Origin of the sequence: Sutcliffiella sp. NC1 (genome assembly GCF_027594365.1) — a bacterium.
GTDB lineage: Bacteria > Bacillota > Bacilli > Bacillales > Bacillaceae_I > Sutcliffiella > Sutcliffiella cohnii.
Window position 1 is genome coordinate 2173088 of sequence record NZ_CP115153.1, and the last position, 14247, is coordinate 2187334.

The following is a 14247-nucleotide window of genomic DNA, read 5'->3' on the forward strand; positions in this document are numbered from 1 at the left end:
CTCTGACCCCTTTTATTTTGCAATCGTAGATTCTGTTGGTTGCCGTTTGCCGCTTCTTTCTTCTAATTTTTCAATGAATGCTTTACATTTTAAATAAAAAAATTGAAAAATTGGACTTTGAATAAACGTAAATAAAAACGTGAAAATAAATACAGGTGCACCTAAAATAAGGCCAAGTACTAGCACGCTACTTTCAGTGACAATCCGTACCCTACTTATTCGGAAGCCGGTTTTGTCGGAGATGGAAAGCATAAAGCCGTCACGAGGACCAGAACCAACTCCAGCAGCATTATAAACACCACCACCGAAGCCCATAATGACAATGCCGATTAATAATATCGGTACATCGATCCAAGTATGTGTTGCACTAGGTAAAATATCGCTCCATAAAAAGAAATCTACAAATGCTCCGACTAAAAACGCATTTAGAAACGTACCTAATCGAATGTAACTTTTGTTTAAAAACCATGAAACGATGATTAAAAGCATGCCGCACATAATATTCCAAAACCCAATGGATATTCCGAATTTTTCATAGAGTCCTATATTTAAAACATCCCATGGATGAACACCTAAATGCTGCACATTAATCGTAACAGAGATTCCTAAACTAAAAATAACAACGCCAACGAGAAAAAATGGCCAGCGTATTGCACCGTTCATATACATCCTTCTTTCGTATGTCTAAATATTCTTTCATTTACCATATCATGATATTTGAATTATTTCTATGCTTTTTACGAATCAATTCTATATGTACTTTAATGCAGTTCTTTTCGGAGAATAAAAATACATTACTTTCTTCCTATGTAAGGGAAGGGATTTTGAGGGATTTGTCGAATCAATGAAGTAAGTTACTGATTGATGTGTGAACTAAACTCTAGTTCTATAATAATGCGATTTGTTTACCTTTTAACATGTTGATAGATATATGGTATTTCTTTTCTAGTTATAGGAAATGAGGGAGTATGGTGAAATACGAAAAGCTGATTAACTACATTTCATATTTTGAAAATGATTTAGTTGAGTGTTGTAGTTGGACTTCCACTAGTAAGGGTCAGTTTGCATACCCAGATTATGAAGAAGTATTTTTGAATTTTATTGATGAATGTAATAGTACCGATTTAATCGTGCATGATTATTTTGAGGTGTTGAAAGAAATAGACCGGGAAGATTACGAGAAAAAAATTGCGGAAGCTGATTTACATGTTTTAAAGGCGGTACTTACTCATTATATAAGAGCGGAACGATTTTCAGAAGGAAGTTGGGATTACGCTTGTAAGCGGGGAATATTTTTAAAAATATTATATCGATTAAAAGAATTGAATGCGTAACTTATATAAGAGTCTTTTTAGAGGATCAACAAAATTATTGTTGGTCCTTTTATTTTTTTCAAAATATAGCGAAGTGATTTTGAAATCTCTCGCTGGTTTAAATTAGCATAGTTGGTAACACTATTCGTAACGATTATTACATGTAAGGAGAGTCTAAATGTCATCTTCTAAAACGTTTCGTATAGAGAGTGATACGCTGGGGGAAGTGCGAATTCCTAGCGATGCCTATTACGGTGCACAAACGCAACGTGCTGTAGAGAACTATCAAATAAGTGGAAGAAGTTTGCCTCGCTCCTTTATAAGAGCGCAAGGAATTATTAAAGCGTCTGCTGCCAAGGCGAACATGGAAAATGGGTTTCTTCAACCTTCTTATGCGAAAGCAATAATAAAGGCTGCAGAGGAAGTACTTGATGGAACATTGGATGACCATTTTGTTGTCGATGTGTATCAAGCAGGAGCGGGAACTTCACAAAACATGAATGCTAATGAAGTAATTGCTAATCGAGCAACAGAGATTTTAGGTGAAACCCTAGAAGGGAATCGTATTCATCCAAACGACCACGTTAACATGTCCCAATCAACAAATGATACGTTTCATGCAGCAATACATATCGCTGGTGCTGAGAATATAGTCCATCGTCTTCTCCCAGCTGTTCAACAATTACATAATGAATTAAAACGAAAATCAATAGAGCTTATGCCAGTTATGAAGTCAGGTAGGACGCATTTACATGATGCCCTTCCGATTCGATTAGGACAGGAGTTTTCAGGCTATGCCGAAACAGTTCATGAAATATACCACCAGCTAGAAAAAGCAACGGATTATTTGTATGAGATTGGTATAGGTGGTACGGCAATTGGGACGAGAAATAATATTCACCCACAATATAGTGAAAAAGTGATAAAGGAGGTTAGTCGTTTCACAAACCTTCCATTTCGTGAGCCTGTAGACATGTTTTCGTTTATGCAAAATACGAATGCACCGATTCGAGTGATGCTTGTACTAAAAGAATTCGCCATGCATTTAATAAAAATAACAAGTGATTTACGGTTATTATCAAGTGGTCCGAGAACCGGATTTGCTGAAATTACGCTCCCATCTGTTCAACCTGGTTCCACGATAATGCCAGGTAAAGTCAATCCAGCCGTTTTAGAGATGGTACATATGGTTTGTTGCCAAGTTGTTGGGGGAGAAGCGTCCGTTACAACTGCAGGTATGGCTGGGCAATTAGAAATTAATGTGATGATGCCGTTAATTGCTCATACGTTTTTAGATGCAATTGAATTGCTTTCCAATGCACTTCCAACGTTAGTGACAAAATGCATTAGTGGTATAAAGGCTGAAGAGGAAAATTGTAAACAATGGATGAATGCGAGCCTCGGCTTAGTTACAGGTATTAGTACCATTGTTGGATATGACAGAGCTTCAAAGATTGGGATGGAGGCGGATGAGAGGAAAATATCCATTCAACAAGTGTTAGAGGAGCAAGGACTGTTAACTCCTGAAATTGAAAAAGCGCTCGATCCAAAAGGGATGGTTTGAAGGGGAGGGGAGGATTACATATGAACAAAATAATAAACGCAAGAACGGTGCCAACATTTATCATCTTCTTTATTGTAATAGTTTCACCAAGCTTAGTTAGTGCTCATGTAAAGTGGTTTACGGAAGTTGCACCTGAGAAAGAGATGATAGAAAATATCCTCTCGCCATTATTTATGACGCTATCTTTACTAATCGCCTTGTTTCTTGCTGTGTTAACTCAATTATCAGAGCCGTTAGTGGAGCGAATTCCATTGTTGAAAAAATTAGATATTTCTCTTGATCGATTTCGAAAGTATTCTCGATATTTATTAAAATATGGAACAGCTTTAGCTCTTATTATACAGGCTGTATCAGGGACCATTTTCGCTCCTGAGTTTCCAATACAAGACGGTTTTGTAACAATCCTATTATGGATAACGATCGCTTTATTAGTAATACCACATCACTTTTCAACAAAAGCTGGGTCAATTATTTTACTAGGATTGTTCATCTATCAATTGCAAATTGCTGGCTTGTTTCATATGTTGGATTACGGTTTTTACGTTGCCATCATCGGAGTTTTGTTAGTTGGTAAAACGAAATTAGAAAATTGGGGCTTTCCTTTTCTATACTTAGGAACCGGGCTATCATTATGTTGGGTAGCGGTAGAAAAATGGGTATTTCCTGTTATGAGTATCGACATTATCCAAAACCACCAAGTTCCGACTTTTGGATTTCCACCAGAAACCTTTGTTGTGTTAGCAGCCTTTATTGAATTTGTTGTAGGTTATTTATTAGTAGTAGGTATATTAAATAGAGTTTTGGCTTTTGTGTTAACGTTAATTTTTATTTCTACTACGATGTTATTTGGAATTACTGAAATTATCGGTCATTTTATGATTCACATTGTATTAATTATATTTATCATCGAAGGGGTATCATTCTATGACCCACCAATAAAAATCCATAAAAGTTTGCTGAATCAAATGATTTTTGTGTTTCTTAACTTTTTATTTGTCCTCGCGACGTTTTTATTAATATACTACCGATTTGCATAAAAAGGAATAATCTGTAATTCGGTGCGGATAATAGAATCTGTAAACATAAGAAGAGGTGAAAATAAAATGGAGCCTACACTTTATGAGAAAATAGGTGGCGAGGAAGCAATTGAAACCGTTGTTGATTATTTTTACAATGAACTTGTATTAAAAGATGAAACGGTAAAGCATTTTTTTGATGAAACGGATATGGAAAAGCAACGTCGTCATCAAACAAAATTTATTAGTTTTGCATTAGGAGGACCAAATCAATATACTGGGAAATCTATGGAGAAGGCACACGAAGGAATGGACATTCAGGAAAGAGATTTTGAGGCTATTGTAAAACATTTGCACGCTGCACTTGCTCAATTCCAGGTTCCTGTGGATGATATTGAAAAGGCATTAAATAAAGTAGCGACATTAAAGGATAGTATAGTAAATAAATAAAGGGACAGAAGTTAAACTGTCCCTTTTATTGTTCCTCAGGCTTTCCTTCTAAAGGAAAGATAATGATATTTTCCTAAAAATCGTACCGAAACGCTTTTACGATTATTCCGTCATTTGCCGGCTCGAAATCGTGTTCGGGAATTCTTTTGAAACCGCATTGTTCGTATAAATTAATGGCACCTTTCATGAATTCTCCAGTATGTAACCCGATAGAAGAATAACCTTTTGCTTTTACCCGATTCATACATTCCTTCACTAATGCGAGAGCAACTCCTTTTCCTCGCACAGTAGGGGAAACGGCAAGCATTCGTATTTCAGAATGATCTAATACATCACCGAAACCTTCATATGCTTTTATTTTTGGTGGAAATAAGACAACACTTCCTACAACGTTTCCTTCGAGTTCCGCAACGATAATCTCGACTCCATCTTGTAAGTCCGTTTCAGATAATATAGATTGCTTTAACGCCTTCCAATGGTCAGCAGGCAGCAAATTCTCGTATTCCGAGTAAGCTTCCACACGTTGATTTCTTATGTCTTTTATTTCACTTACTAAAGCACCTCTTACATTCAACATGATGCTGCCTCCTAATTTTGAATAAGAAATTTTTCTTTTTTACCACTAATTTGCTCACGGTGATGAGGCTCATTCCAACAGGAAAGGTCAGGTCCTTTCGGTAGTATTTTCACATCCTCTTTATCTACAAAAATAGTGATGGATACATGATAATGCTTCTTTATTGAATCAAAATCAGTCGTGTCTCCAAAACCAGCTGTTTGGTACAAGTCACGTGCATATCCCCAAAGGTTAGGGAACTCTCTAATTAATGTTCTATTCGTATTGAAAGCAGTGTAATAAGCAGCGTCAAATCTAACTAATGTGGAGTATAGACGGACGTCGGAGTCTGTAATATAATCACCGAACAGAAATCGGCGATTCGAAAGACGATCCTCCAATTCATCTAATCTAGCAAATAATCGGTCGTACGCTTCTTCATATGCTTCTTGCGATAAGGCAAAACCGCATTTATACACACCGTTATTTATGTCATGAAAGATTACATCGTTAAGTTCATCAATGTCGTTTCGTAGCTCTTCTGGATATAGGTTTGGTGCATTTTCTTTATGAAGCGGTTTCCACGCAGTTTCTAAGTAATTAGTAAGCTTAAAATAATCGTTATTAGCAACGGTGTTTGTTTTTAAATCGACCATTACTGGTACTGTCGGTCTACCGCTATATTCCGGTTCTGTTTTTTTGTAAATTTCACTCATATAGCGAATTTGTAATACTGGATCGACTCCTTTTTCGTCAAGCGAAAACTCCCAATCTACTTGAGGAATTTTCGGTCGTAACGGACTTGCGGTACCTAAACTAATTACTTGATCAAGTCCAAGGATGTTTCGAACGATAACAGTTCGGTGTGCCCAAGGGCACGCAGGGGTCCATAATAAACGATATCGATTTGCTTCAACCGGTAAGTTACCAGGGTTATTACCAAACGGGTTAGTAAACTTATTTTTTTGTCTTTTAAATGATCCGTCTTCTGAAATTTCGCCAGCCTTAGGCTTTACTTTATGTTCACTCAAGATTAAACCGTCCTCTCCTATAAGATACTTATAAAAAGTAAGTACATTTCTATTTTATTCCTATTTATATTATTCAGTCAATTATTTAAAATTTAATTAAAAATAATTATTTGACAATAATATTTAATCAGAAATTTGGTTTTTTTGTTTATTATCTATTGTGGAGTTTTTTTGTTTGACGTAATTTAAGTTATTCTGATATATTATGAATTAAAGATTTTTTAATTCAACATATAGGAGGTTCATATAAAATGAACGTATTAGTAGTAAAAGCAAATAACCGTCCAGCTTCTGAAGCTGTATCAAGTAAGATGTATGAAACATTTATCGAGAATGTTAAAGGTGCGAACGTTACGACGTTTGATGTTTTTGCAGAAGATATGCCGTATTTCGGACAAGATCTATTTAACGCTTTCGGTAAATTACAATCTGGGGAGGAAATGACAGATGTTGAGAAACGTATTTTAGCAGCGAAGCAAAAGGCAAAAGATGCGCTTTCTGCAGCTGACGTAGTTGTTTTCGCATTCCCATTATGGAACTTAACAATTCCTGCAACTCTTCAAACATTTATTGATTATGTTTATGAAGCTGGTTACTCATTCAAATACGATGAAAATGGTCAGTTAGTTAACTTAATGACAGACAAAAAAGTAATCATCTTAAGTGCTCGTGGTGGAGTTTACTCAACACCAGAAATGGCACCATTAGAAATGTCTGCAAACTATATTAAAAATGTCGTTGGTGGCGTATTCGGAATGGAAATTATGGAAGAAGTAATTATCGAAGGTCATAATGCAATGCCGGACAAAGCAGAAGAAATCATCGCAGAAGGTTTACGCAAAGTAGCGGATGTTGCTTCTAATCTAGCATTACAAACAGTGTAATAAGTAATAGGAGGAAAAGCACTTTTTTAATGGTGCTTTTCTTTTGTTTTTATGAAATCTAACAAAGACAACTAAGCATGTCGAATAGTTATCACTCGGAGTCATATTTTTTGACACCTCTTTTCATCATCCCGTATGATAATAACCTAGATTACATATACTGAATTTTATTGAATTTAGAAAGGAGCTTTTTATTATGGGACAATCATTACAAGGTAAAACTGCACTTGTCACTGGTGCAGGAAAAGGTATTGGAAAAGCGACAGCTATTGCTCTAGCGAAGGAAGGTGTAAATGTTGCTTTATTAGCCCGTACGGAGGAAGATTTAAAGGTAGTTGCATCTGAAATCGAATCTTATGGGGTAAAAGTGGCGTATGCTACTGCGGATGTTTCTTCATTAGAACAAGTTGAAGATGCTGTTAAATCTGTGACTGACAAATTAGGTTCCTTTGACATATTAATTAACAATGCAGGTATCGGAAAGTTTGGTGGATTTTTAGAATTATCACCAGAAGAATGGAAAAGCATGATCGATATTAATTTAATGGGAGTCTACTACGTAACGAGAGCAGTGTTTCCGCAATTAATAGAAAAAAGTGGTGGAGATATTATTAATATTTCTTCAACTGCTGGGCAAAAAGGGGCGCCTGTAACGAGTGCGTATAGTGCTTCTAAATTTGGTTTACTAGGTTTAACAGAGTCACTTGCTCTAGAAGTGCGCAAGCATAATATTCGAGTTACTGCTCTTACGCCAAGTACGGTAGCAACGGAATTAGCATTTAAAGAAAACTTAACGGATGGTAATCCTGAAAAAGTAATGCAACCAGAAGATTTAGCAGAATATATTGTGGCACAACTTAAGTTGCATCCACGTATTTTCATTAAATCAGCAGGGTTATGGTCGACAAACCCATAAGGTATAGGGTCAGTTAGCTGGCCCTTTTATTATGCAAAAAACGTAATAGTATTTAGTAAGTTCGAAACAAAACAAAAAAATAGTATTATTATGTAGGTTTATGGTAAAGTATACGCGAAGATATAATCTCGAATAAAATTATAGGATGGTGTTTAAAATGGCTTTAACACAATTAACAAGTGTTGAACAATTAAACGAATTTGTAGCACAACCAGGTAAGAAATTACTTTTCAAGCATAGTACTACTTGCCCAATTAGTGCCAAAGCTCACGAAGAGTTTCAAGCTTATGTTACCGAGTTTGATCCATCAGCAGCTATCGTACACGTAATCGAAGATCGTCCTGTTTCAAACCAAGTTGCGGAAAGCTTTGAAATTAAGCATGAATCACCACAAATTTTCTTAATAGAAGATGGAAAAGTTGTTTGGAACACTTCTCATTGGAAAATTACGAAAGATTCCATTAAGGAGGCATTCGGTGCATGAGTAAACAAGTTATCGTTTATTCTACCGAAGGCTGTGTAGAATGTACTTTCGTAAAAAAAATGTTAGAAGAGGAAGGCGTACAGTTTGAAGTACGTGATGTAATGTCAAGCGCTGAGTATCAAAAGGAAGTAGAAAAATTTGGCTTTATGGGTGTTCCTGTTACTGTAGTGGGAGATAAAGCAGTTAAAGGACTAAATGAAGAATTGCAGGAACTTATTCGTACATTAAAATAAAAAACAAGGTGGCTCAACGATTTTTCGTTTGAAGCCACCTTTTTAGTTTGTTGAATAAACAGCAATTAAAACAACAGCAGGATCTTCCCCGATGTTTTTCACGATATGAGGTACACTAGCGTTCCAGCTGAAGGAATCTCCCTCGTTCAAAATAATTGATTCTTCCCCTTGTTCAGCAAGAATTGTCCCTTTTAAAACGACGTGACATTCTTCGCCTTGATGAGCATGGGGCTCTACTCCAGATGATGCACCTGGTTCAAGCTCAACGTGCATGATCCGCAATCCTCCTCGTGAGGAAACAGTCTCAACTTTCATTTTTCCTTGTTGGGAAATCGTTAACGTTCTTTCGTCTTGTCTAACAACTTGGATACGATCTTCTTTTTTTAATAATAAATACGTTAATGGTACATTTAAAAAATTTGCAACCGTTTCTAACGTGCTTATGGACGGAGACGTATTGTTGTTTTCCATATTACTAATAAAGCCTTTGGACAAGCCTGTTCCACAGCTCATTTCAGCAATCGTTATTTTCTTTCTTTTTCTTATGGAACGAATGGTTGAACCGATATCCATAAAGACACCTCGTTTTCTCTAATATGAAACATATATTCATATTAGCAAATTTATTGTTGACGAGCAACGCCCATTTTGTTACTCTATAATTAACTTTTTTTCATATTTAGAAACCTATTGGAATTTTTGCTATATACTATAATCATCACAAAAATTAACAAAAAACTCAAAGCCTATTATTATCATTCTGAGGAATTTTAATATATACTTCCTATAGTTATTAAAGGAGAGATGATAATGAACGATAATATACTGAAATTATTGGATGAAAAAATTGAAATTATACATGAACATGAAAAACCAAACATGGCTGTAGTTGGACCAGTAAATCTTCCTGTTCAGTTAGACGAACAAGAAGTGCTGTTTAATTGGTACACTTGGCTCAATTTAGATGGACTACCTAGTGAAAAAAATAGTTTACTAGCTTCATTGCCAAAAGCAGATTTAGCATCATCACAGCAATCTTCCGTTTTAGTGTACGGAGACTTTGCTCATGCCGACAACGCGCTTATTCGATTTCATAGCATTTGTCATACTGGAGATATTTTCGGTAGTAAAAAATGTGATTGTGGCTATCAATTACGACAATCGATGAAAATGATTGTAGAAAATGGCAGTGGCGCTATATTCTACATCGCTAATCACGAAGGGCGAGGAATAGGTCTATTCTCTAAATCGTTAGCTTATATTCTTCAACAAGAAGGTTTCGATACAGTGGAAGCGAATGAGCAGTTAGGATTTAAAGATGATTCCCGTTCTTACGAAGAAGCAATCCGTGTATTAAAATCGTTAAGAAATAAACCTGTTAGTTTGATCACAAATAATCCGAACAAATTAGCTTCTTTAAGAAACTATGATATAGATATAACGTCCCACATTTCGTTATGGGGAGATGTGTCCGTATATAATGAGCGTTATTTACAAACAAAAGTAGAAAAATCAGGACATATACAAAAATTAAAAGTCCCAATGTGAGAAGGTGAAAAATGATGAATGTCCATGTGGATGTATGTATAGTTGGTGCTGGGCCAAGCGGAGCATTACTTGGATATTTATTAGCAAAAGAAGGCGTATCGACTATTGTTATTGAACGTACGTCTGGTAAGGTAGGTGCTTTTAGAGGCGAGCATATTAATGCTGAATCTGAGGCTATTTTACAAGAGCACCGATTATATGAAAAGGTAGAAACAAAAGGTCTACTGAAAATGAAAAAGGTAGAATACGTAGATGGCGAGCGAATAGTAAAACAAATTACACCGAATGATACGGCCGACCATGTAGGTATCCACGTTCCGCAAGATCATCTTATTCATACTATTTTAGATGAAGCTAGTAAACTTAAGCATTTTCAGCTTTTTTATAACACAACCGTTACTGAACTTTTACAGGATGAGAATGGCGCGTATTGTGGAGTGAAAGTAAAGAAAGAAAACGAGCATTTTACGATTCGTAGCTCGATCGTTGTTGGTGCGGATGGACGTTTTTCTACTGTACGGAAGTTAGCTGATATACCGGTCGAAACCATTCATCATGGGTATGATGTGTTATGGGCGAAAATAACTGCTCCATTTGACTGGGAGCCGACTGTTCGAATGCTTCAAGTCGAAGGTAATCAGCTTGCACTTTTTACTCAAACAGGTGGATATATTCAAATTGGTTGGAACATTAAAGAAGGCTCATTTAATGAATTGAAACAAACACCATTCGAAACATTTATGGAACCGTTAACGAAAAGCTTTCCGCAACTAAAACAATCAGTAGCTGAACTACAGTCTTGGAGGGATCTTATCTGCTTCCATGTTCATAGTTCTAAAACGGCAACTTGGGTAAAAGATGGGCTTGTCATTATAGGAGATGCAGCGCATACGATGACACCGACGGGAGCAATCGGAATTAATGCCGGCCTAAAAGATGCACACATTTTAGCACCAATTTTAACAGAAGCTATCGCTGAAATGAATTTTTCCAAAGATACGTTAAAAAAGTTTGAACTGATGAGAAGAGCAGAAGTGGAAGCGCAACAAGAAGGTCAAATTGTAAAAGAGAAAACATTCGCTGAGAACTTTAGACAAGTGTCAGTAGTGTAAGAAAAGTCATGAAAGAGCCAACTAGGCAATGTTCTAGTTGGTACTTTTTATGTTGGGAATGTTCTGAAAAAAGAAAAATACTATGTTTATTTATGAAAACATGTTAATTTAGTCTATGCGCATATTTTTCAACACGAAAGAGGTGACACCAATGACAAAAGTTGGTAGAAATGATAACTGCCCGTGTGGTAGTGGAAAAAAATATAAAAAATGCTGTGAAAAGAAAACGATTGTCTCGGTGGAACAGTTAGTTAGAAAAGAACTAGGTGACATACAAAAAGAGATTATCCATTTTGCATTAAGTCAATATAAATCTGAAATTGATGAATATGTTAAACCGGACATAGATGAAAGTAATGAATCGTTATACTATTATAGTGTATTATCCTACATAACGACTGTTAAGCGGAATGAAGGAAAAACAATACTAGAAGAATATGTAGAAAACAGTGAAATAAAAAGTACAAGACAAAAGACAGTTGATATAGTAGCATCATGGAAAGCTGCCACGCTTACTGTTTCGGTTGTTGAACGTATTGATGAACAAGCTAATATGCATGTTCGTAACGTTGTGACAAATGAACATATAATTGTCCGTGCGTTAGATACTGTTCAAAAGACGGAAGTTGGTAGTTTATTGTTTGGAACGATTCTACCTAATGAAGAAGAATATATTTTCTTCGTTGAGATGCTAACCGTTACTCGGGAAAAAGCGAACAACATAACGTCTAAATTGTTAAGCCAATCTGAACCTGCAAAATACTTACAATCAAACTTTATTGAATTGATTAAATGGTTTATTTTAGATGAATTTGATTCCGTTCAAGGTTTGGATGATGTACTTGTAACAACAGAAGATATGGAATGGAATACAGTCTCCCAAAAAGAAGTAGCAAAATTACTAGAAGAAAATGTAGCACGATATTGGGGAGAGGAAGCTTTTGCAAGTTTAGGAATTTCGTTATGGGAACAATTCTGTAGTCGAAAAAACCCGAGAATCCAAAAGCCAGCTCTTTATGCAGGAGCATTGATTTACTTAATTGACAAGCTAGGTCCTTACTCTAAAGATTTGACACAAAGTGGAATTGCAGAAGATTTCGGAATAACAAGTAGCAGCATTTCCGCAAAATATAAAGATTTAGTTACTGTTTTAGAGGATGAAATTTTAGCTATTAAACAAGATTTTAACGAAATGAATCTTGCAGTAGAATCAACTTCATAAATGGAAAGGTCCAAAATTCGGTCTAGACTGATTTTGGACCTTTTTTATTATTCATTTATAAATTATTTTAGGGTTGGAAGGAAGACAATCAAAAAAGATATATAGTTTAATTTTTTGAAAAAACATAAAAAATTAAAAGTTTTTATTCCTTTAAAGCGAAAACTTGTTATAATGTTAAAATAAGTTTTTATACAATTTCAAATAAATAAAGAGGTGGCTAATGTGAAGATTACATTTTCACAAAAGATGAATGAATTTCCAACGCTAATTTTTTCAGAACTATTAGCATATAAAAAGAAACTACAACAAGAGGGGAAAGAAATAATTGATTTAAGTGTTGGGAGTCCAGATTTACCACCACCAGATTTTGTAAGAGAAGAATTGGCGAAACTAGTTCAAGACGAAACACAATACGGTTACTCTTTAACGGGTATTCCTTCCTTCCATGAAGCAGTTCGAGGGTACTATAAGCGAGAATTTCAAGTAGATGTTGATCAGGACAGGGAAGTATTAATGGTTATGGGATCACAAGATGGACTAGTTCATTTACCGTTAGCATTCGCGAACCCTGGCGATTATATATTAGTGCCTGATCCTGGTTATACTGCGTACGAAGCAGCTATTTCCCTAGCAGGTGCAAAACCTTATCCAATGGCACTAAAAGAAGAAAATAATTTTCTGCCAGATTTGCAAACTATTCCGCAAGACGTATTGGAAAAGACTAAATTAATGATTTTGAATTTTCCAGGAAATCCAGTCCCTGCATTAGCTACTAAAGAGTTTTTTGCTAATGTTGTCCAATTTGCAAACGAGTATAATATCATTGTTTTACATGATTTTGCTTATTCGGAGCTATATTATGACGAGAAGCCGATTAGCTTCCTATCCATCGAAGGTGCGAGCGAAGTAGGTGTAGAATTTAACTCGCTTTCGAAAAGCTTTAATATGGCTGGTTGTCGAATTGGCTATGTAGTCGGAAATGAAACAGTCATAGATGGGCTTAATCGTTTAAAATCTAATCTCGATTACGGTGTGTTTATCCCCATTCAAAAAGCAGCGATTCAAGCATTAACTTATTCTGCTTCCTTTACGGATACGTTAAGAGCAACGTACAAAAATAGAAGAGATGTTTTAGTAGAAGGATTAAAAAGTATCGGTTGGGATGTAGAGTCCCCGAAAGCTTCGATGTTCTTATGGGCAAAAATTCCACAGGGATATACATCCATGGACTTTGCTTATAAATTGTTAGACGAAGCTGGAATTGTTGTGACTCCAGGTAATGCATTTGGTCAAGAGGGGGAAGGATACGTACGTATCGCACTTGTCCAAAGTGAAAGTCTTTTATTACGAGCAGTTGATAAAATAAAAGAAAGTAACTTGTTCTCTACACTTGTAAAATAGTAAAGTAATGAAAAAGAGCATTTTCAAATTTGGAAATGCTCTTTTTCATATAATCTAATGGCTTTATTATTCTTTAGGAAGGGCATGTAATACAGAAGCAACTTCTGCTACGACTATTTGGCTACCTAACATTGGAGATTCCCCATCATCAGCATTTTTCGGTCTGTTATGTGCTTGTTTAAAAATATCGCTGTTTCTCCACTCCATAAAATGTGCATGACTCTCCCAATGCATGTTAACACTTAGTTCATCATATTCTTCAAAGTTCTCGGCAACTAGTACTTCAACTTTAATGAAGCCTTCCATTTCTTGAAGCGGTCCTTCTTTCGTAAAATTAGGTGCTAGTTTTTTTGCAAATCCTTTTTTAGTTTTTATTCTGTTCGTAACGACGATCATGTCATTCCTCCTCTAATTTATTTCAATTATGTCTTAACAAGGATATTAACTATCCTATTTTCTCTACCAATAAGATTATTGCAAATAAAACCTGACAAATGCAAATAAAAGACCGAATGTG

17 protein-coding genes are annotated in these 14247 nt (G+C 35.7%); 12 read left to right on the forward strand and 5 right to left on the reverse strand.

Translation table 11 applies throughout. The features are described 5' to 3' along the window. Positions 1–12: 12 nt before the first annotated feature. A complete protein-coding gene (locus tag O1A01_RS11330; protein WP_066411772.1) occupies positions 13–663 on the reverse strand; it encodes a YczE/YyaS/YitT family protein in 651 nt (216 codons plus the stop codon). Positions 664–968: 305 nt separating this feature from the next. Here O1A01_RS11330 and O1A01_RS11335 point away from each other — a divergent pair, with 305 nt between their 5' ends. The 4 genes from O1A01_RS11335 (at position 969) to O1A01_RS11350 (ending at position 4343) form a co-directional block, all read left to right on the forward strand. After that, positions 969–1334, forward strand: a complete 366-nt coding sequence (locus O1A01_RS11335) for a DUF6508 domain-containing protein (RefSeq protein ID WP_270066284.1) — start codon at positions 969–971, stop codon at positions 1332–1334. A gap of 157 nt (positions 1335–1491) precedes the next feature. Beyond that, a complete protein-coding gene (locus O1A01_RS11340) occupies positions 1492–2877 on the forward strand; it encodes a class II fumarate hydratase (RefSeq protein WP_270066285.1) in 1386 nt (461 codons plus the stop codon). A 20-nt stretch (positions 2878–2897) separates the two neighbouring features. Beyond that, positions 2898–3914 (forward strand): DoxX family membrane protein, encoded by a 1017-nt coding sequence (locus tag O1A01_RS11345; protein WP_270066286.1) that lies wholly within the window; start codon positions 2898–2900, stop codon positions 3912–3914. 66 nt (positions 3915–3980) lie between these two features. Next, the gene (locus O1A01_RS11350; protein WP_270066287.1) at positions 3981–4343 is read left to right on the forward strand and encodes a group I truncated hemoglobin; all 363 of its coding nucleotides are present in this window, start codon (positions 3981–3983) and stop codon (positions 4341–4343) included. Between the two features lie 73 nt (positions 4344–4416). Here O1A01_RS11350 and O1A01_RS11355 read toward each other — a convergent pair whose 3' ends face one another. Together O1A01_RS11355 and O1A01_RS11360 are read right to left on the reverse strand one after the other, a co-directional pair. Continuing rightward, positions 4417–4920: a GNAT family N-acetyltransferase gene (locus O1A01_RS11355; RefSeq protein WP_270066288.1), complete on the reverse strand. Its 504-nt coding sequence runs from the start codon at positions 4918–4920 to the stop codon at positions 4417–4419. A gap of 11 nt (positions 4921–4931) precedes the next feature. Continuing rightward, positions 4932–5930, reverse strand: coding sequence for a glutathione S-transferase family protein (locus O1A01_RS11360; protein ID WP_270066289.1), 999 nt, complete (start codon positions 5928–5930; stop codon positions 4932–4934). A 251-nt stretch (positions 5931–6181) separates the two neighbouring features. Between O1A01_RS11360 and O1A01_RS11365 the strand changes: the two genes are divergently transcribed. The 4 genes from O1A01_RS11365 (at position 6182) to O1A01_RS11380 (ending at position 8447) form a co-directional block, all read left to right on the forward strand. After that, on the forward strand, positions 6182–6814 hold the full coding sequence (locus O1A01_RS11365) for an FMN-dependent NADH-azoreductase (RefSeq protein ID WP_270066290.1): 633 nt from the start codon (positions 6182–6184) through the stop codon (positions 6812–6814). A 196-nt stretch (positions 6815–7010) separates the two neighbouring features. Then, the gene (locus tag O1A01_RS11370; RefSeq protein WP_270066291.1) at positions 7011–7730 is read left to right on the forward strand and encodes a 3-ketoacyl-ACP reductase; all 720 of its coding nucleotides are present in this window, start codon (positions 7011–7013) and stop codon (positions 7728–7730) included. Between the two features lie 157 nt (positions 7731–7887). After that, positions 7888–8214 (forward strand): bacillithiol system redox-active protein YtxJ, encoded by a 327-nt coding sequence (ytxJ, locus tag O1A01_RS11375; protein ID WP_066411749.1) that lies wholly within the window; start codon positions 7888–7890, stop codon positions 8212–8214. Then, on the forward strand, positions 8211–8447 hold the full coding sequence (locus O1A01_RS11380) for a glutaredoxin family protein (RefSeq protein ID WP_066411746.1): 237 nt from the start codon (positions 8211–8213) through the stop codon (positions 8445–8447). The genes ytxJ and O1A01_RS11380 overlap by 4 nt, the downstream gene beginning before the upstream one ends. Before the next feature lie 42 nt (positions 8448–8489). On the opposite strand, the gene O1A01_RS11385 is transcribed toward O1A01_RS11380, so the two are convergent. Further along, complete coding sequence (locus O1A01_RS11385) at positions 8490–9020, reverse strand: helix-turn-helix domain-containing protein (RefSeq protein ID WP_066411740.1); 531 nt, start codon at positions 9018–9020, stop codon at positions 8490–8492. A gap of 237 nt (positions 9021–9257) precedes the next feature. Here O1A01_RS11385 and O1A01_RS11390 point away from each other — a divergent pair, with 237 nt between their 5' ends. From O1A01_RS11390 to O1A01_RS11405, 4 genes are all read left to right on the forward strand, one after another. Next, on the forward strand, positions 9258–9995 hold the full coding sequence (locus O1A01_RS11390; RefSeq protein ID WP_270066292.1) for a GTP cyclohydrolase II: 738 nt from the start codon (positions 9258–9260) through the stop codon (positions 9993–9995). An 11-nt stretch (positions 9996–10006) separates the two neighbouring features. Beyond that, positions 10007–11107: an FAD-dependent monooxygenase gene (locus tag O1A01_RS11395; RefSeq protein ID WP_235858044.1), complete on the forward strand. Its 1101-nt coding sequence runs from the start codon at positions 10007–10009 to the stop codon at positions 11105–11107. Positions 11108–11258: 151 nt separating this feature from the next. Then, positions 11259–12329 carry an SEC-C metal-binding domain-containing protein gene (locus tag O1A01_RS11400; protein ID WP_270066293.1) on the forward strand — a complete coding sequence of 357 codons (1071 nt, stop codon included), beginning with the start codon at positions 11259–11261 and terminating at the stop codon, positions 12327–12329. 222 nt (positions 12330–12551) lie between these two features. Continuing rightward, the gene (locus O1A01_RS11405) at positions 12552–13730 is read left to right on the forward strand and encodes an LL-diaminopimelate aminotransferase (RefSeq protein WP_270066294.1); all 1179 of its coding nucleotides are present in this window, start codon (positions 12552–12554) and stop codon (positions 13728–13730) included. Between the two features lie 66 nt (positions 13731–13796). Here O1A01_RS11405 and O1A01_RS11410 read toward each other — a convergent pair whose 3' ends face one another. Further along, a complete protein-coding gene (locus O1A01_RS11410; RefSeq protein WP_066411730.1) occupies positions 13797–14126 on the reverse strand; it encodes a heme oxygenase in 330 nt (109 codons plus the stop codon). Positions 14127–14247: the final 121 nt, after the last annotated feature.

Coding starts and splice junctions, on each gene's coding strand:
- O1A01_RS11410 (WP_066411730.1), bottom strand. CDS start 14,126: ATGATCGTCGTTACGAACAGAATAAAAACTAAAAAAGGATTTGCAAAA.
- O1A01_RS11370 (WP_270066291.1), top strand. CDS start 7,011: ATGGGACAATCATTACAAGGTAAAACTGCACTTGTCACTGGTGCAGGA.
- O1A01_RS11350 (WP_270066287.1), top strand. CDS start 3,981: ATGGAGCCTACACTTTATGAGAAAATAGGTGGCGAGGAAGCAATTGAA.
- ytxJ (WP_066411749.1), top strand. CDS start 7,888: ATGGCTTTAACACAATTAACAAGTGTTGAACAATTAAACGAATTTGTA.
- O1A01_RS11345 (WP_270066286.1), top strand. CDS start 2,898: ATGAACAAAATAATAAACGCAAGAACGGTGCCAACATTTATCATCTTC.
- O1A01_RS11335 (WP_270066284.1), top strand. CDS start 969: ATGGTGAAATACGAAAAGCTGATTAACTACATTTCATATTTTGAAAAT.
- O1A01_RS11390 (WP_270066292.1), top strand. CDS start 9,258: ATGAACGATAATATACTGAAATTATTGGATGAAAAAATTGAAATTATA.
- O1A01_RS11330 (WP_066411772.1), bottom strand. CDS start 663: ATGAACGGTGCAATACGCTGGCCATTTTTTCTCGTTGGCGTTGTTATT.
- O1A01_RS11385 (WP_066411740.1), bottom strand. CDS start 9,020: ATGGATATCGGTTCAACCATTCGTTCCATAAGAAAAAGAAAGAAAATA.
- O1A01_RS11340 (WP_270066285.1), top strand. CDS start 1,492: ATGTCATCTTCTAAAACGTTTCGTATAGAGAGTGATACGCTGGGGGAA.
- O1A01_RS11380 (WP_066411746.1), top strand. CDS start 8,211: ATGAGTAAACAAGTTATCGTTTATTCTACCGAAGGCTGTGTAGAATGT.
- O1A01_RS11395 (WP_235858044.1), top strand. CDS start 10,007: ATGATGAATGTCCATGTGGATGTATGTATAGTTGGTGCTGGGCCAAGC.
- O1A01_RS11400 (WP_270066293.1), top strand. CDS start 11,259: ATGACAAAAGTTGGTAGAAATGATAACTGCCCGTGTGGTAGTGGAAAA.
- O1A01_RS11355 (WP_270066288.1), bottom strand. CDS start 4,920: ATGTTGAATGTAAGAGGTGCTTTAGTAAGTGAAATAAAAGACATAAGA.
- O1A01_RS11365 (WP_270066290.1), top strand. CDS start 6,182: ATGAACGTATTAGTAGTAAAAGCAAATAACCGTCCAGCTTCTGAAGCT.